Source organism: Turicimonas sp. TL08 (assembly GCF_054660695.1).
Genome location: NZ_BAAGDP010000006.1, coordinates 57,922 through 75,328, shown reverse-complemented (window position 1 = coordinate 75,328; position 17,407 = coordinate 57,922). Strand labels below are relative to the sequence as shown.

General features: G+C 45.9%; 17 protein-coding genes. 10 read left to right on the top strand and 7 right to left on the bottom strand.

Annotated elements, in window-relative coordinates; translation table 11 throughout:
• Window positions 1-144: 144 nt before the first annotated feature.
• The 3 genes from ACYQ4O_RS04580 to ACYQ4O_RS04570 all read right to left on the bottom strand — a co-directional run bounded on the left by ACYQ4O_RS04580 (window position 145) and on the right by ACYQ4O_RS04570 (window position 1,731).
• Window positions 145-423 (bottom strand): type II toxin-antitoxin system YafQ family toxin, encoded by a 279-nt coding sequence (locus ACYQ4O_RS04580; RefSeq protein WP_460174916.1) that lies wholly within the window; start codon window positions 421-423, stop codon window positions 145-147.
• Window positions 413-688, bottom strand: coding sequence for a type II toxin-antitoxin system RelB/DinJ family antitoxin (locus tag ACYQ4O_RS04575; protein WP_460174885.1), 276 nt, complete (start codon window positions 686-688; stop codon window positions 413-415). Before ACYQ4O_RS04575 ends, ACYQ4O_RS04580 begins: the two co-directional genes overlap by 11 nt.
• 140 nt (window positions 689-828) lie before the next feature.
• Window positions 829-1,731, bottom strand: a complete 903-nt coding sequence (locus tag ACYQ4O_RS04570) for a ZIP family metal transporter (protein WP_308513894.1) — start codon at window positions 1,729-1,731, stop codon at window positions 829-831.
• A 330-nt stretch (window positions 1,732-2,061) separates the two neighbouring features.
• Here ACYQ4O_RS04570 and ACYQ4O_RS04565 point away from each other — a divergent pair, with 330 nt between their 5' ends.
• The 5 genes from ACYQ4O_RS04565 to ACYQ4O_RS04545 all read left to right on the top strand — a co-directional run bounded on the left by ACYQ4O_RS04565 (window position 2,062) and on the right by ACYQ4O_RS04545 (window position 10,644).
• The gene (locus tag ACYQ4O_RS04565) at window positions 2,062-4,911 is read left to right on the top strand and encodes a 2-oxoglutarate dehydrogenase E1 component (protein WP_460174884.1); all 2,850 of its coding nucleotides are present in this window, start codon (window positions 2,062-2,064) and stop codon (window positions 4,909-4,911) included.
• Between the two features lie 38 nt (window positions 4,912-4,949).
• Window positions 4,950-6,224, top strand: coding sequence for a 2-oxoglutarate dehydrogenase complex dihydrolipoyllysine-residue succinyltransferase (gene odhB / locus ACYQ4O_RS04560; RefSeq protein WP_460174883.1), 1,275 nt, complete (start codon window positions 4,950-4,952; stop codon window positions 6,222-6,224).
• A gap of 9 nt (window positions 6,225-6,233) precedes the next feature.
• Window positions 6,234-7,664 (top strand): dihydrolipoyl dehydrogenase, encoded by a 1,431-nt coding sequence (gene lpdA / locus ACYQ4O_RS04555; RefSeq protein ID WP_460174882.1) that lies wholly within the window; start codon window positions 6,234-6,236, stop codon window positions 7,662-7,664.
• 5 nt (window positions 7,665-7,669) lie between these two features.
• Window positions 7,670-8,494, top strand: coding sequence for a hypothetical protein (locus ACYQ4O_RS04550; RefSeq protein WP_460174881.1), 825 nt, complete (start codon window positions 7,670-7,672; stop codon window positions 8,492-8,494).
• A 128-nt stretch (window positions 8,495-8,622) separates the two neighbouring features.
• Window positions 8,623-10,644 carry an ATP-dependent DNA helicase gene (locus ACYQ4O_RS04545; protein WP_460174880.1) on the top strand — a complete coding sequence of 674 codons (2,022 nt, stop codon included), beginning with the start codon at window positions 8,623-8,625 and terminating at the stop codon, window positions 10,642-10,644.
• A 3-nt stretch (window positions 10,645-10,647) separates the two neighbouring features.
• Here the strand turns inward: ACYQ4O_RS04545 and ACYQ4O_RS04540 are convergent, their stop codons facing one another.
• Window positions 10,648-11,229, bottom strand: coding sequence for a hypothetical protein (locus ACYQ4O_RS04540; RefSeq protein ID WP_308513888.1), 582 nt, complete (start codon window positions 11,227-11,229; stop codon window positions 10,648-10,650).
• A gap of 18 nt (window positions 11,230-11,247) precedes the next feature.
• A complete protein-coding gene (locus ACYQ4O_RS04535) occupies window positions 11,248-12,069 on the bottom strand; it encodes an outer membrane protein assembly factor BamD (protein WP_460174879.1) in 822 nt (273 codons plus the stop codon).
• Here ACYQ4O_RS04535 and ACYQ4O_RS04530 point away from each other — a divergent pair, their 5' ends adjacent.
• Genes ACYQ4O_RS04530 through rimO form a run of 5 tightly spaced genes read left to right on the top strand, consistent with a single transcriptional unit; the run spans window position 12,070 to window position 16,302 of the window.
• Window positions 12,070-13,278, top strand: coding sequence for an RluA family pseudouridine synthase (locus ACYQ4O_RS04530; RefSeq protein ID WP_460174878.1), 1,209 nt, complete (start codon window positions 12,070-12,072; stop codon window positions 13,276-13,278).
• 6 nt (window positions 13,279-13,284) lie between these two features.
• Window positions 13,285-14,067: a peptidoglycan editing factor PgeF gene (pgeF, locus tag ACYQ4O_RS04525; protein ID WP_460174877.1), complete on the top strand. Its 783-nt coding sequence runs from the start codon at window positions 13,285-13,287 to the stop codon at window positions 14,065-14,067.
• On the top strand, window positions 14,042-14,632 hold the full coding sequence (locus tag ACYQ4O_RS04520; protein ID WP_460174876.1) for a hypothetical protein: 591 nt from the start codon (window positions 14,042-14,044) through the stop codon (window positions 14,630-14,632). Before pgeF ends, ACYQ4O_RS04520 begins: the two co-directional genes overlap by 26 nt.
• Complete coding sequence (locus tag ACYQ4O_RS04515) at window positions 14,625-14,960, top strand: rhodanese-like domain-containing protein (RefSeq protein WP_460174875.1); 336 nt, start codon at window positions 14,625-14,627, stop codon at window positions 14,958-14,960. The genes ACYQ4O_RS04520 and ACYQ4O_RS04515 overlap by 8 nt, the downstream gene beginning before the upstream one ends.
• A gap of 7 nt (window positions 14,961-14,967) precedes the next feature.
• Complete coding sequence (rimO, locus tag ACYQ4O_RS04510) at window positions 14,968-16,302, top strand: 30S ribosomal protein S12 methylthiotransferase RimO (protein ID WP_460174874.1); 1,335 nt, start codon at window positions 14,968-14,970, stop codon at window positions 16,300-16,302.
• Between the two features lie 191 nt (window positions 16,303-16,493).
• Here rimO and ACYQ4O_RS04505 read toward each other — a convergent pair whose 3' ends face one another.
• Both ACYQ4O_RS04505 and ACYQ4O_RS04500 read right to left on the bottom strand, forming a co-directional pair.
• A complete protein-coding gene (locus ACYQ4O_RS04505; protein WP_460174873.1) occupies window positions 16,494-16,772 on the bottom strand; it encodes a hypothetical protein in 279 nt (92 codons plus the stop codon).
• 98 nt (window positions 16,773-16,870) lie between these two features.
• A complete protein-coding gene (locus tag ACYQ4O_RS04500; protein ID WP_460174872.1) occupies window positions 16,871-17,131 on the bottom strand; it encodes a hypothetical protein in 261 nt (86 codons plus the stop codon).
• Between the last annotated feature and the right edge of the window lie 276 nt (window positions 17,132-17,407).

The following is a 17,407-nucleotide window of genomic DNA, read 5'->3' as shown; positions in this document are numbered from 1 at the left end:
AACTTTCGAAGGATTTTTGAATTTCGTTCCAAAGTTCATCTGCTGAAATGAAGGAAAGTTACGAAAGTATTTCCTCTTTTCTGATGGTTAAAACACGCTGGACACTGCTTTTTAATAAACGGTTTTATGTTTGATTTGAGAGCCTTAGTGATGTTTTTCAAAAAGATCTGCATGACTTCCGGTACGCACTGCAATGATTCCCTCGGGGGTCTTTCTGTATATCAGAAGCCAGTCAGCTTGAATGTGAAGTTCTCGATCATTGGTCCAATTTCCAATAACTGCAAGATCTTTAAACAAAGAGGCGTCTTCCTCTTGAAGAAGTTTTTGAAAAATATAGTCAAGCTTTTGAATACCTAAAATTCGTCGTCGGCAAGTTTTCAAATCTTCTTGAAAGAATTGGTGATTCCCTGGTTCAGCATTTATCGTTTTCTAGTTTTTGGTCAACTTCCTTAACTAAATCAGTAAACGAAGCGTATCGAGTCGTTCTTCCTTCCTCAGCGTCTTTCAATGCTTTAATCGTTTTTTTGTTAGGTTTTTCTATATCAAAAGGAACTTTTTGATCTTTTACAAAAGTGACTAGAAACATTCTGACTGCCTCGGAAATTGTAAGCCCCATGCTCTTTGAGAGGTCGCTTGCCTCTTTTTTCAAATCTTCATCAAGACGCACTTTTAGAAAACTAGAAGACATTATTTATCCTTCGATGGTCAGTTTGCGTACACAATCATAAAGGAGAAAGGAAGGAAGAATATTAGTGAAACCATATGAAGCATAATCCGAGGATGATTCACTAGAGAAGGGCACTTAAAAGAGGCAGGAGAACTAAAACATTAATCAAACATCTGTTCAACTAGCATTAACAGGCAGAAACCGACCATAATGCCGAAGGTAGCTGACAGTTGCTGTCCGCTCTTATGTGTTTCCGGAATAACTTCGTGAGAAACTACAAAAATCATGGCTCCTGCGGATAGAGCTAAACCAAGCGGATAAACATAACCGAGCTGAGAAGTAAGACTCACTCCCAATAATGCTCCGATAGGTTCCATAAGTCCGGAGAGAACACCGACGCTGACTGCCTTGAGTCTGGAAATGCCTGTGCGGCATAACGCAAGAACTACGGCAAGTCCTTCCGGCATATCTTGAAGGGCGATAGCCGCTGTAAATGGAATCCCGATGTCGGTATCCTCAGCCGCAAAAGAAATACCTAAGGCCAGACCTTCCGGAACATTGTGAATAATGATGGCAAGTACGAAAAGCCAGATCCCGGCATTGACATTCATTTCAGGGCCTTCTTTACCGGTAGTGAGATGCTCGTGCGGTGTGATTGCATGAATGCCTAAAAGCATAAAGACGCCCAGGAACATGCCGAAGATGACCCAAAGCATGGCAATCGTATGGTTTTGAAATAGCTTGTCGCTGGCTTCAATACTTGGAAGGAGAAGAGAAAAGATAGCCGCAGCCAGCATCATGCCTGCGGAAGTTCCGAGCATGACATTTTCAGTTTTTAGATTCAGTTTATTCAAAAAGAATCCGGGCAAGGAGCCGATGGATGTAGCAAGGAACCCTACCATTCCTGCAGTAAACGCATAAAGAACAGGTTTGGAATGTAGAAAAACCATCTGGTACAGTCCTTGAAGACAGAAAAACATCACAAGAACGGTCAAAAATATGATGGTTGCCGCCCAAATTTTATGCTTTTGTGCATACTCTCGGACTGTGAGCTGCTGAGACATTCCAAACTCCTCCTATCTTTAGAAATCATAATTTCGCACGCCTATTGTGCGAACGGCAAATCCATATTCTGGGAATAAACTTGAAGAAAGAGAAATACCAGAATGTTCTAATAAATTTATTCTTAAAGTGTAAGGTTACTTGGAGTGAGATAGCTCAGGTATTAAGTCATGAATAGAAAGAAACTATCCTGCAAAAGAGAGAAGACATGGGCAAAGGCAGTTCATAAAAATGTTTTCTCTAAATTACCTGACGTCTATAATTGATCGAATTTAGCAGGCCTTATTTCTCGTACCCAATGCACTTTGCGAAGTGCCTAAAAGGTGAAAAAATTGATAAAAGATTTACAAGAAACCTCGTATCTCTTTGGAAGCAACGCGCCGTATGTTGAAGAGCTCTATGAGAACTATCTCGAAGATCCTTCCTCTGTTGACGATAAATGGCGTCAATTCTTTGATAACTTGCAAAATTCTCCTGCTTCTGACGGCAAACTCGGGACTCATGATGTGGCCCATACCCCCATCATCGCCGCATTGGCTCAGAAACGAGTTTCCGGTGTTGTCGGCCATTCCGACGGTGAATTGGAAATCGCCCGTAAACAGGTTGCAGTTCAGTCTTTAATCAGTGCATATCGCTTTTTAGGCTCCAGAAGAGCCGTATTGGATCCGCTAAGAAGAAAAGAATTGCCGAAAGTGCCGGAATTGGAACCGGCTTTTTACGGATTGACCGAAGCCGATATGAACGTCACTTTCTCCGCCGCTAATACTTTCTTCGGCTCCGAAAAGATGACGCTTCGCGAGATCTTAGATGCTCTGCGTCAAACCTACTGCGGTACGGTTGGATATGAGTTTATGTACGTTTCCGATCCGGCTATCAGACAATGGTGGGAAGAAAGGATTGAAAGTACTCGTTCAACTCCGAACTATCAGGCCCTCGAAAAGAAAAAGATTCTTGAAAAACTGACAGCCGCCGAAGGGTTGGAAAGATATCTCCATACTAAGTACGTCGGTCAGAAGCGCTTCTCCTTGGAAGGCGGTGAAAGCTTCATCGTGTCGATGGATGCTGTCGTAGAACAAGCCGCAGAATACGGTATCGAAGAAATGGTTATCGGTATGGCTCACCGCGGCCGATTGAACGTTTTGGTCAACACTCTCGGTAAGTCTCCCAAAGAACTTTTCTCAGAATTCGAAGGGAAATACGCCAGCAGCGATTTGACTGCAGGTGACGTGAAATACCACAACGGCTTCTCCAGCAACGTCGTTACTAAGAACGGCCCGATTCATTTAGCCTTGGCGTTTAATCCTTCTCACTTGGAAATCGTTGATCCGGTGGCGATGGGAAGTGTCCGTGCTCGCCAAGACAGACTCAACGACCCGAAAGGCTTGAAAGTTTTAGGCGTATTGGTTCATGGTGACGCCGCATTCGCAGGCCAAGGCGTGGTCATGGAAACTTTGAACCTTGCCGATACTCGAGGTTACGGTACGGGCGGAACAATTCACTTGGTCATCAACAACCAGATTGGCTTTACAACATCCGATCCGCGCGACAAAGGTTCGATGACTTACTGCACTGACCCGGCTAAATTAATTGAGGCTCCTGTCATTCACGTTAACGGCGATGACGCGGAAGCAGTAGTGATGGCAACACGTCTGGCCATGGAATTCAGAAACACTTTCCATAAAGATGTATTTGTTGATATCGTCTGCTTCAGAAGATTAGGCCACAACGAACAAGATACCCCGTCGCTCACCCAGCCTTTGATGTACAGCAAGGTAGCTGCTCACCCCGGTACTAGAGCTGTTTACGCTGAAAAACTGGTTACTCAAGGTGTGATTACAGAAGACGAAGCAAAAGCTTTTGTTGCTGATTACCGCAGACAGCTGGAAGAGGGAACCATCCAAGAATTTGCTCCTTCCATTTCTGCAAAAACATCTCATACCGTCAACTGGTCACGATATAACGGCTCTTTGCAGGACCGTGTTCATACCGCCGTCCCGGTTCAAGAATTAAAGAGATTGGCGGAAATCATAACGACCGAACCGGAAAACTTCAAAGTTCATCCGCTTTTGGAAAAAGTTCTCACGGACCGCCGCTCTATGAAAGACGGATTGATTAACGTCGATTGGGGCTTGGCGGAGCATTTGGCTTTTGCCACATTGCTGACCGGCGGTTATTCCGTCCGTGTCTCCGGTGAAGATGCCGGAAGAAGTACTTTCATGCACAGACACGCTGTTTGGCATGATCAAAACCGCGGTACTTGGGATACGGGTATTTGGATTCCGCTGGAACATTTGTCTCCTACTCAGGGAAGATTCACCGTTATCGATTCCATCTTGTCTGAAGAAGCTGTATTAGGTTTTGAATACGGTTATTCTGGTGCGGCTCCTGAATGCCTGACTATTTGGGAAGCGCAGTTCGGGGATTTCGCAAACGGTGCCCAGGTAGTTATCGACCAATTCATCAGTTCCGGCGAAGCCAAGTGGGGTAGAAAATCCGGTCTGACAATGCTTCTTCCTCACGGATATGAAGGTCAGGGACCGGAACACTCATCGGCTCGTGTAGAAAGATATCTGCAGTTGGCAGCCGACGACAATATGGTTATCGCTCAGCCGACAACCGCAGCTCAGATTTTCCATCTGTTAAGACGTCAGATGGTCGGCAGAACACGCAAGCCTTTGATCGTATTCTCCCCCAAGAGCTTGTTGAGAAACAAAGCCGCAACATCTCCGATGCAGGAACTTTCTGAGGGTAAATTCAAAGAAATTATCGGAGAAATTGAAGATCTCGACAGAAATTCCGTCACCCGAATTCTGCTTTGCACCGGCAAGGTCTACTATGAGTTGGCAAAACGCCGTCAGGAACTTGCTGCTTACAACGTAGCGATTATCAGAATCGAGCAGCTTTATCCGTTTAATCAATTAGAACTCAACAGCCAATTCGAAAAATATCCGAATGTGAACGAAGTAGTTTGGGTTCAGGATGAACCGCAGAATCAGGGCGCTTGGTCCTATATTCAGCAGAGAATTTTGGCTGCGATGAATGTCGGCTGCCGTCTGGGCTATGCAGGACGTCCATCCTCTTCGTCGCCTGCCGTCGGATATGCCAGCAAGCATATTGAGCAGCTTAAGACACTGCTGTCGGATGCTTTCGGACCTCTGAAAGGTCTTATTCAAATCAAATAGCGAACAGTTTAAAAATTCCAGTTAGTGGAGAAATATTTATGGCCATTATTGAAGTAGTCGTTCCTGAACTTTCAGAGTCTGTTTCCGAAGCAAGTTTGATTGAATGGAAAAAGAAAGTAGGGGACCGTGTCAGCGCAGATGAAGTGCTGATTGAAATCGAAACCGACAAAATTGTGATGGAAGTTCCCGCACCGGAATCCGGCGTGCTCGTTTCCATTCAGCAGGGCAATGGTGCTTCCGTAACAGGCGGTCAGCTGCTGGCAACTATTGATACCTCTGCAGCTGCTTCCGCAGAAGATTCTGCTCCGAAACAAGCTGCTCCTCAGCAGCCGGCACCGATCCAACAGTCACCGGCTCCTCAGCCAACAGCACCCGCCGCAGCTGCAGTTGCCGCTGCAGCCGAAACTACCGCGCCGTCCGTTAAAGTTATGCCTTCCGCAGCCAAGATGATGGCAAATTTAGGCTTGAATCCGGCTGACGTTGTGGGTTCAGGCAAAGGCGGAAGAATTACGAAAGAAGACGTTCGAAACACGCATCCGCAGCCTGCCGCTAAACCGGTACAAGTGCAGTCTCCCGCACCGCAAAGCATCGTCTCTGCTCAGCCTTCTTCTCTGCGTGAGGAAAAGCGCGTTCCGATGTCCCGACTTCGTGCCAGAGTTGCCGAGCGTTTGGTTAAATCTCAGTCCGACGCTGCTATTTTGACGACATTCAATGAAGTTAATCTCGGACCGGTAATGGCTCTCAGAGCAAAATACAAAGAAAGCTTTGAGAAAAAATACGGCATCAAACTAGGCTTCATGAGTTTCTTCGTGAAGGCTGCCGTTTACGCCCTTCAGCAGTATCCGATTATTAATGCTTCCGTTGAAGGCAGCGACATCATTTACCATAACTACATCGACATCGGTGTAGCCGTCGGTTCTCCGCGCGGTTTGGTTGTTCCTGTTCTCAGAGACGCAGACCAATTGAGCTTTGCACAGATTGAACGTCAAATCGCTGATTTCGCTAAGCGTGCGGCCAGCGGTAAACTCGAGTTAAGTGAACTGACCGGAGGAACATTTACCATTTCTAACGGCGGCGTATTCGGTTCTCTTTTCTCAACTCCGATTATCAATCCTCCGCAGTCAGCTATTCTCGGCATTCACGCCACTAAACAGCGCCCGGTCGTTGAAAACGGTGAGATTGTGATTCGTCCGATGAACTATTTTGCTCTGTCTTATGACCATAGAATCATCGACGGCAGGGAAGCTGTTTTAGCTTTGGTTGCCATGAAGGATGCTTTGGAAGATCCGGCTCGCTTGCTGCTTGATATCTAAGGAGTTGAGATGTCTGAAATGAAAGTTTTTGATGTTGCCGTTATCGGCGCAGGTCCCGGCGGATACGTAGCAGCCATCCGGTCTGCTCAGCTCGGATTGAAGGTCTGTGTCATTGACGAGTGGAAAAAAGATGGAAAAGCTGCTCCCGGCGGTACTTGCACTAACGTCGGATGTATTCCGTCCAAAGCTTTGCTGGCAAGCAGCGGCTTGTTTGAAAAAATTAAAGAGGAAGCCGCAGTCCACGGTATTACGGTCGGTGAACCGGCCATTGACGTAGCCAAGATGATGGCAAGAAAAGACAAAGTGATTCGTCAGACCAATGACGGCATTCTTTATCTTTTTAAGAAGAACAAAATCGAGTTTTTCAACGCCAGAGGATCTTTCGTCAGCCAATGCGACGACGGTTATGTTCTTGCGGTAGGAGAGCCGATTAATGAGCGCATAGTTGCCCGCAATGTCATCATTGCTGCAGGCAGTGTTCCCCGTCAGCTTCCGGGTGTCCCGTTCGATGAAAAACTTATTCTTTCTAATGAAGGAGCTTTGTCTTTGACGGAAGTTCCGAAGAACTTAGGTATTATCGGCGCCGGCGTCATAGGTTTGGAAATGGGAAGCGTCTGGAACCGCTTAGGTTCTGAAGTGCGTATCTTGGAAGCTGTGCCTTCACTGCTTTCTATGGCTGACTCTGCCGTCTCTAAGGAAGCCCTGAAGATCTTCACCAAAGAAGGTCTCAAGATGCAGTTCGGCGTCCGCATTGAAAAAGTTGAAACCGAAGATAACCGAGTCAGCGTCACTTACAAAGATTCCGAAGGCAAGCTTCAGGAAATGTGGGTTGAAAAACTTATCGTTTCTATCGGTCGTGTTCCGAACACCGCAACTCTTGACGGACCGGCAGTCGGTTTGAAGTTGGATGACCGCGGCTTTATCGAGGTAGATGATGAATGCAGGACTAATCTGCCGGGTGTCTGGGCAATCGGTGACGTCGTAAGAGGTCCGATGCTTGCTCATAAGGCAGAAGAAGAGGGTGTGGCAGTAGCTGAACGCATTATCGGCCGAAAGGCCCACGTCGATTTAGGGCTGATTCCGTCAGTGATTTACACTGAACCTGAAATCGCTTGGATCGGTAAGACAGAGCAGCAGCTCAAGGCCGAAGGAAAAGAATATAAAACCGGTCAAGTGCCGTTTGCGGCAAATGGAAGAGCCCGAGCATCCGACGAGACCGAAGGTTTTGTTAAGATCTTGGCTGATGCTAAAACGGATGAGCTGTTGGGTGTCCATATCGTCGGCGTCTGTGCCGGCGAATTAATCGCTCAAGCTGCGCAAGCCATGGCCTTCCGTGCGGCTGCCGAAGATTTGGCCCTTATCTGTCAGGCACATCCTTCTTTCAGTGAGACAGTCAAAGAAGCGGCCCTTGCTGTAAACAAAGGTGCGATTAACATTTAAACAACATGAGACAGAAATTCATTATTTTGACTTTACTGGCGGGTTTATCCTCGGCCTCCTTGGCGGTTGAGCTGAATCCTATCTCGTTCTCGGAACGTTTCCCGCCCCAATCGATTACTTCTGAAGCTGTAGCTGACGAGGTGATTGAGGCCTACAAAAAGGAAATCAAAGAGCTGGATGCATGGAAAGAACAGGAGGATAAGCTTTGCTACCGTAAATTTTTTGTTAATTCCTGTCTCATTGACAACAGTCGTCTCGTCAGAGAAAAGAAGGCCGAAGCCAAATCCGTTTGGTTAACTGCTCGTGATTTCGTTCGAGTAAAAAAATCCAACGAAGCCAGAACTGCTCGTCTCGCTAAAGAAGAACAGCGCAAAGAGTGGGTTGCCCGACAGGAAGCCATCATCAAGAATTCTCGGGCCGCTAAGCCGGTTTCCGACGAGCCTGACAGTGATATCGATTTGTCCGGCGTCCAGACCGTTGATTCGAAGGTTGAGCGTCCTTTGCCCGACAGAAAGTCTTCCGGTCACGCTCCCACGGCTAAGCCGAGGGTAATCACACCGGAAGAGCAGCAGGCTAATGAACAGGCTTTTGCTGAAAGAGAACAAAAGCGTCAGGAGCGTATAGAAGAGCGTGAAGCCAATCAGCCGTCGCCTCCTTCCATGGATGAACAGGAAAGAGAAGCGGCGCGCGAAGAACGCCGAAAGGCCATCGAACAGCGCAAACTTGAAAACGCGAAGAAGAGAGCCGAAAGGGCTAAAGAATACGAGCGCCAGTTAAAGCTTAGAGAAGAGCAAAATCAAAAGAGCCTCATGAACAGCCTTAAGCCTTAAAATTCAAACGATTAAGAGCCATGCTGACAGAACGAAATCCAAATGCCGGCATGGCTTTTTTGCTGTCAAAAAACTGTGACAACTTCAGAAAATCCTCAATGTTAAAATTCCTCTCCTAGGAGATGTCCATGGATAAAACATTAAAAGCAGAAGTTGAGAAGGTCTTTGCTTCGGACGGTTGTCTTGCTCATGTAACCGAAGGATATACCCCCAGACAATCGCAGATCGAATTCTCTAAAGCCGTTGCAGATTCGTTGGAAAAAAAGCAAAGCTTAGTTGTGGAAGCCGGTACGGGAACCGGGAAGACTTTTGCATACCTTGTTCCCTGCATTATCCATGGGGGAAAAGTTTTGATTTCGACGGCCGGAAAAACGCTTCAGGACCAGCTTTTTGAGAAAGACGTCCCCGCCGTGCTGACAGCCCTTGGCGTCGGGGCAAAAATTGCCGTTTTAAAGGGTCGTGCCAACTACATCTGTCTCTCTCGTTTCGAACATGCGATGGTTGAAAACGCCAGCACGACAAGAGAAGAACTGGCGCATTTGCTCGAAATAAAAAAATTCGTGCAAATCACGAAAACCGGAGAAAGAAGCGACATCACAACGGTCCCGGAAAGCTCGGGCATTTGGCGCGCCGTTACTAGTACTTCTGAAAACTGTATCGGCAAAAACTGTCCGGACTACGAAAACTGCTTCGTGATGAAGGCCAGAGAAAAAGCCCGCGAAGCAGACGTCCTCATCATCAACCATCATTTGTTCTTGGCTGACATGGAGCTCAATGACCAAGACTTCGTGGACTTTCTTCCTGATTTCGATATGGTTATTTTTGACGAGGCTCACCAATTACCGGGCATCGCAACAAGTTTCTTCTCAGAAAGTATCTCAATGTCTGAAGTAAAAAACTTCGCCCAAGATGCTTATGTTACGGCAGCTCGTTTGGTGCCGAAGGGAGATGAGTGGAAAGACTATCAGACAAAAATCTTTAATCGCTGCAACGATGTCCGCTTAAAAGCAACCATACTTGGAGCGGAAGAAGAATCAAAGAAGTCTTTGGATGAGTTTACCGATGCTTTTTTAATGGCCGAGCCTATCCAAAAACTAGCTTTAGGGCTTCAAGGGTTTATTGAGGCGCTGAAAAAATTCGCTCAGGACAACGAAGAAATTACCTTAGCCGTAAAAACCGGAGAGGAGATTCTCGAAAAGCTTAACTATTGGGAAAAAGCTCTAAAAGAGACCGTTAAGAAAGATAGAAAGCCCGATGAGTTCTCTATAAAATGGTTCAATCTGACGCCCAAGAATGTGACATTCTCGGATACCAAACTTTCCTATGCCGATAAGTTCAGGCAATACAGGCAGGAGATGAACAAGCCGTGGATTTTGACTTCTGCCACATTGTCCGTGGAAAATGATTTTCACCACTTCACGGACGATATGGGCTTGGAAGATGCGGAAACTCACAGCTGGGAAAGTCCTTTCCACTACGCTTCTCAAGGCATGCTTTACGTCCCCACGGAAATTCCGGAACCGAATGCACCATATTTTTCCGATGAGGTTGCAGAAAAGATTTGGCCTCTGCTTCAGAAAAACCGAGGCCGAGCTTTTGTTCTTTGTACAACGCTTCGGGCCGTGCAGAAGATTTCTGATGCTTTAAAGGTTCAGGTGGAAAGAGCCAATGAAACCATTCCGATTCTGGTGCAAAACGATGCTCCGAAGAACGAATTGATCCGTCAGTTCAAAGAGCACGGCAATGCGGTTTTGGTTGGTTCTATGAGTTTCTGGGAAGGTGTGGACATTAAAGGCGAAGCACTTTCGATGGTCATTATTGATAAGATTCCGTTCCCGCCGCCGGATGATCCGGTTATTAAAGGCAAGACTAATTGGCTTAAGAGTCAGAATAGAAATCACTTCCGGGAACTTTTCCTTCCCGAAGCGATTACTCTGTTAAAACAGGGAGCCGGGCGTCTTATTCGAGATCGGAACGACCGAGGCATGCTTATTATTTGCGATAAGCGTCTTCTGACTAAGAGCTATGGCTCAATGATTTGGAACAGCCTTCCTGATTTTGCCCGTACTGCAAGACTAGAGAACGCACTTGCATTTCTCGAAGAAATGAATCTCGAGAAACAGGACAAAATCGCTGAAGTTAAGCTTTAAGCTTTACTCGGGTTTTCCTTTGATTTGACAGCTTTTCCAACGTGCGGCCATGTCGTCAGTCTTTGATTTGGCCGGATAAGTTTCGTAGCCGCAAAGAATACGGGCGGCTTTATCCTGAGGTCTTTGACCTGTTAAGTTGGCTTCAACCGTGAAAGGTTTGTCGTTGGCGTCAGGATGCAGTTCGCTGAAGTGCAGAGTGATTTCTTTGCTCGGTTTTGGCTTCAGACATTCTTCCAGGACGGCTCGCACTTTGTATTCTTCCTGATGAGTGTCTTTGGCAAAATAGCGGAGCATGACTAGTTCGCCCCAGTCTTTGCCGGCATGATGAATGCGTCTGCGGCTCTCGTTTTTAATCCAATCGATGTACTCAGGCGTTTCGGAACAAGTACGCCAGTCACCGGGATATTGGAGCTGTGATAAAAAGAAGGGTACGCCTTTGGCTTCAACGGCTTCATCGGCAAGATAATTGAGATCCTCGCACGTCATTTCCTGAGGATTCTGCGGGACTGTTCGGCAGCCGGTCATGGCGACAGCCGCCGAAATGATAAAGGGAATAGAAATAAGGGCCTTGACGTTAACCTTCATCAACAATCCTAAGAGAAATTACTGCGGGGCCTCCACTTGCGGTGCCTGAATAACGTGCTGCACAGTCTTCTTGGAGGGACGATTTTTATTGGCCTCAATAATACGCTCAATGTCTTTGACTTTACCTTCCATTCCGAGCGCTTTGTAACTGTCTTTCATAATTTGTAATGCTTCTTCAGCTTGGTCGGTGCTTTGGAAGTCGTTTAGCACGGTTTGGCAGCGGTTGATGGCCGCAATATATGCATGCCGCTTGTAGTAATACATTGCAGTATTGATTTCATACTGTGCCTGCGCATGAATCAATTCATACATGCGTTCTCTGGCGTCATTGGCATAACGGCTGTGCGGGAAACGTTCAACCAATTCTTTGAAAATATCGAACGCATCTCTGGCAGCTTGAGCATCTCGTTTGGAGAGGTCTTGTTTTGTCAGCCAATTCATCCATCCGTCATCTTCGTCCAATGTAGCAACGCCTTTGATGTACATTGCGTAAGGGGAGAGAGGATGATCAGGATACTGTCTAAGGAAACGATCGCAGGCAATAATGGCCTGTGACATTTCTCTTTCACGGAAATAAGAGTAAGCAGTCTCAATCTGAGCTTGCTGGGCATACTTGCCGAACGGGTAGCGTGCTTCCAATTTTTGGTAGTAGTCGCGGGCCGTTTCCCAGTTGCCTTCATTCAGATTGTCTCTGCCCTCAACATATAACTTGTCCGCAGACCAGCCTTCAGTCGGATCCTCAATGGAATTAAGCCAACTGCATGAAGCAGTGGTTAGAATAACGGAACCCATCGCAATCGTTAAGAGAGTGCGCTTAAAAGTTGATTTTAAGGATGACATATGTCAGAACCACATAATAATTTTAGTTCCTTGGATTATAGCCAGTACGAGGAGGATGTCGAGGAGCTCGAACAAGAAACCGACAAAAAATTCTCTTTTGTCGTCTCTATAGAAGAAGACGGAGAACGTATTGATAAGGTTTTGAGTTCCCGCTATCCGGATTTTTCACGCTCACGGCTTAAAACCGTCATCGAAGAAGGGGACGTTTTAGTTGACGGTGAAAGTGTTTCCAAGCCCAAACAAAAGCTGCTTTTAGGCCAGCAGGTTGACGTTACGGTTAAAAGCCGTCCGGAGGACTGTCCGTTTACACCGACTCCGATGGATTTAGACATTGTCTACGAGGACGATTCAATCCTCGTCATCAATAAGCCGGCAGGTTTAGTTGTTCACCCGGCAACGGGCCACTGGAATGATACGTTGGTTAACGGCCTGCTTGCCTATAACGAATCTTTCTCTAAACTACCGAGAGCCGGTGTAGTCCATCGTTTGGACAGAGAAACTTCCGGTTTAATGGTGGTTGCTAAAACTGAACAAGCCCAACTGAGCTTAGTTAAACAGCTCCAAGAAAGAACCGTAAAAAGAGAGTATTGGGCTTTGACACGAGGACGCGCTCCTGTCGATAAAATTATTGATGCTTCAATCGAACGAGACCCGCGAAACCCGATTAAGTTTGTTGTCGGTAAGTCTGCACGGGCCAAGCACGCTCTTACCCGAGAAAAACTCGTTCAGTTTACTGAAGTCAACGGCAAGCCTTACTCTTGGGTTGCCTGCCGCCTGCAGACCGGCAGAACGCACCAAATCAGAGTTCATATGGAATCCATCGGGTTCCCGTTGATCGGAGATCCTTTGTATCGTAATAGACTTCCGGTTCCGAAAGATGATGGAACTAAGGTCTCGCAGTTTAATCGCCAAGCATTGCACGCCAGCAGGTTAGGGCTTGTTCATCCGGTCACCGGGGAGGTGATGGAATGGTTTGCCGAGCCGCCGCAGGACTTTACCGATGTGATGGATGAATTAGGATTTGGCCCTTGGGACAGACCGACGGAAGTTTTCGGCGATCCGGTTGTTGTCTTGGATCCCGAAGCCGATGAATTCGCACCGAACGAAGAAGCCGTGGGACGTATTTCCTCCTGGGATGATTTTGATTTCGGAGACGAAGAAGATACAACTGATTATTCCGTCTGGAAAATAGAAAAGAGAAAGGACTAAAGTTCTATGAGTAATTTTCAAAAACCTTCGATTGAACTGATCGAGCCAAATTGGCCCGCTCCGGGCAACGTTAAAGCTTTTTTCACTTCCAGAAACGGAGGAGTTTCTGCCGGTGCTTACGGCGGTGCTGACGGATTTAACGGTTTGAATTTAGGAAAACATGTCGGCGACAGTCCCTACTGTGTCAGAAAAAATCGTGAAATCGTAGAAAGTCTCGGATGCAAGGATCTGAGGTTCCTTAATCAAGTTCACTCCGCAAGAGTGTTGGAAGCCGATGAAATTGTCTCTGACGCCGAAGATGCGGATGCATGTTTTACAACTAAACCCAATATCGGATGTGTTGTAATGACCGCAGATTGTCTGCCGATTCTTTTGTGTTCAAAAGACGGAGAGATCGTTTGTGCCTGCCACGCCGGTTGGAAAGGATTGGCCGCAGGCGTGATTCAAGAATCCGTCAGGAAAATGAAGGAAAAGTTAAGTTCTCCCTCGATCGAAATCATGGCTTGGATTGGTCCGTGCCTCGATGCCGAGAATTTTGTGGTCCAGCAGGATGTTAAAGACATCTTTTTGAAGAGCGAATTGGCTCCCTTTGCCGATAAATACTTTATTCCGGATCAGAAAGGTTTTCTTTTGAATTTCTCGGGTTTAGCCTCCGAAACCCTTAAACTTGCAGGCGTAAACGAAGTCTATGATTCGGGATTAAGTACATACGGTGATCCCGATAGATTTTATAGTTATAGGCGAGATAAAGTAACGGGAAGACATGGCGCAGTCATCTACAAACAATAAGACCGCAAACCAGGAAGATTTTCAAGAATTCCAATGGTATTACGTTCAGCCAGCCTTTAAGCAGCTGAAATTTGTTGACTGGGCTTTGGGAACTGCAGCGTTTGTCGGCGCTGTGGCCTTTTTATATGCAGTCGATCCTGACCTGATGTTAGATAGCCCTTGGGTTCTCGTGATTTTGCCTTTTTTGGCATTTCTTATCTGCGCGATTATTTTGATCCTTAAGCCGCACCGTCAAATCTTTTATCGAATTGACAAATTCGGCGTTTATTCCGAATTCAGACAATCGGCTTGCCCGCTCTATACTGAGGTAGATCTGGTAATCAGTCTTTTTTTATCTTTGTTCGGAGTTCGTCATAACTTTTATATGAACAAACACTCTTCTCGTAGTAGAGAATTCGAATGGAAAGATATTGTTTCCGTCCGAGCAAATCCTAATCTCAACAAGATTGTCGTACAGGCCGGTCTGAAGGGAAAGCTCTATCTGTTCACGACCCAGAATGAATTTAAACAAGTGCTCACGTTAGTTGAGCAATACGTTGCACAAAGCAGGACTAACTATGATTAAGAAATTATCAATTGTCTTATTTACACTTGGAATTTGTATGAGCGCACAGGCCGGAGAATATATTTTGGATGTCAGATCTTTGCCTGAAGTTAATCAGACAGGGAAGATTGAGGGTGCTCTCGTCGATGACTACTATTCTCCTGATTTTTTGCAGAAGTTTAAGAGTTTCAATATCAAGCCGGACGACACCGTCTTGGTTTATTGCCGTTCCGGCAGACGTGCCGAAGCCGTTAAGGACATCCTTGAGAAGAACGGATACAAAAATGTTAAGAACTTAGGAGGTTATGAAGACGCCGCCAAGACCCTTAATAAACCATTAGTAAAGTAACTTATAAATGACAAGAAGAATCCCCCGCATTGGTTTTGTCTCTTTAGGCTGCCCTAAAAACTTGGTAGACAGTCAAAGAATTGTCACGGTTCTCCGCGCTGAAGGCTACGCTATCGGTTCCACTTACCAAGATTCTGATTTGGTAATCGTCAATACTTGCGGCTTTATTGATTCAGCGGTTCAAGAGTCTCTAGAAGCTATTCAAGAGGCTTTGGCGGAAAACGGTAAAGTTATCGTCACGGGCTGTTTAGGCAGTAAGAAAACCGAAGAAGGCAACTTTGTTGCGCTCAGGTTCCCTAAATTGTTGGGAGTAACGGGCCCGGAAGAAACCGACAAAGTGTTGGCTATGGTTCATGAAAATCTTCCTCCCCCGCATGAAGCGTTTGACAGTTTAGTTCCCGGCGGCGGAATTCTTTTAACGCCGAAGCATTATGCGTATTTGAAAATATCGGAAGGATGCAATCATCATTGCTCTTTCTGTATCATCCCGTCTCTTCGCGGAAAATTAGTCTCCAGACCAATCGGCTCTATTCTTCGTGAGGCCGAGAATTTGGTTAAAGATGGTGTTAAAGAGTTAATCGTGATTGCTCAGGATACTGCCGCCTACGGGGTCGATGTTAAATATAAATTGGACTTTATCGGCGGACGAGCCGTTAAAACCAAAATTAATGTGCTTTTCGAAGAGCTTGCCAAGCTTGGAGTTTGGGTAAGGCCGCATTATGTTTATCCCTATCCTTCCGTAGACGAGTGGGTCGGCTTGATGTCGGAAAAGAAAATTCTTCCTTATCTGGATGTTCCGTTTCAGCATGCCCATCCTCGCGTACTGAAAGCAATGAAAAGACCGGGCAGCGAAAAGAACTTGGAAAGAATTGAAGCATGGAGAAAGATTTGTCCTGAAATAGCCATTCGTTCCACCTTCATTACCGGTTTCCCGGGTGAAACGGAAGAAGAGTTCGAGTATCTCCTCGATTTCTTAAAAGAAGCCAAATTGGATTGTGTCGGCGCTTTTGCCTATTCACCGATTGAAGGGGCTGCCGCTAATGAACTGCCCGGTGCTTTGCCGCAAGAAGTTAGAGAAGAGAGACGCGAAAGATTGATGGCGCTTCAGGCGGATATTTCCAGAGAAGTTCAGAAGAAGCACGTCGGAAAGACACTTAAGGTCCTCGTAGATGAATACGATGAGGAAAATGATGTGGCTGTCGCTCGTTCTGAATTCCAGGCTCCGGAAATTGACGGTGTTACTTACATTGAAGGAAAGCCGGAAGTTAAACCAGGAGACATGGTTGAAGTCGTAGTCGAGGATTCAGATGATTTCGACTTGTACGCATCGTTGAAAAAATAAAGTATTCTCGGGCAGAAAGATTTTGGAGGAACTTTTCTTTACCTTCGGCATTCCTCAGGATTTTAAAGGTGATAAGGCGTGAGATGGTTTTTCGAAACTACTTTCGGCTTCTTCTTTCGATTTGTTTATGAGTGCCGACCAAGCAAGGTAAAAGTATTTTCTTCTCTTCTGAATGATTCTGATAGCTGTGATTAGACAATGCATAGAAAGCCCAATAAGGCGGCAGAACACTTGTATTTAACAAAAAATTCTAAGGGGGCTTTGCGAGACAGAAGCTCTTTTTCAAACTCTTTATCTTCTCCCACAGTAACGTCATAAATATATTCTTTCATCTGCTCATCAAGCCGTGAAAGGGCCTCTTCAACAGTTTTACCTTGTGCGGCAACGCCAAAATCCAAAGACATTAAGGCCCAGTGGTCATCATGTTTTTCACCGTACATTCTTACTAAAAAGAGGCCGTCTCTAACCATTTTTGAAGTTCCTGTAGTTGAGCCGAGTATGACATCAGAAAGGAATGGTCAGGTGCTCTAAGATGTATTTCTGGGAGGGCCTGAGGCTGTACAAGGACTTAAGCATCTAAGAAAGCCATCATCTCTTTATACGTTTTAAAAGGTCCATAGACATCTTCACCTCGAAGAGCTTTTTCAATGGTTTCTCTAGTTTCTTTATTAGGCGTGTGACGGCGCTCGGCGTGAGTTTTTGTTTTATTTAGTCCAGCAGGTTTTGCCTCAAAGGCAAGTTTACGGTACGGAGGTGTGCAGATACTCGGCATTCCTAAAGATGGAAAGCTTGCACTTGTCATAAAATGCATAGTCATATCCTTACTCATAAGTACTCCTACAGGAACTGAATTATACCGACGTACGTTCCTTCAGCAGTTTTTTTTCTCCTCTAACCTCGGTACTAAAAATCTCTTACCTGCCTACCAAGGAAACATAGTGAAAATGCGAGAGACGATGGGACTGCAAACAATGACGATGCCAGCAAGAATGCCACCCTCTTATATACAAAATGTAGAGAAATACCGGAGAAAGGTCAATCATGCTTCTCTTGCCGTGAGGATGTTTACTACCAGCGAGGTGCTTCGCATTACTAAAAAATAATT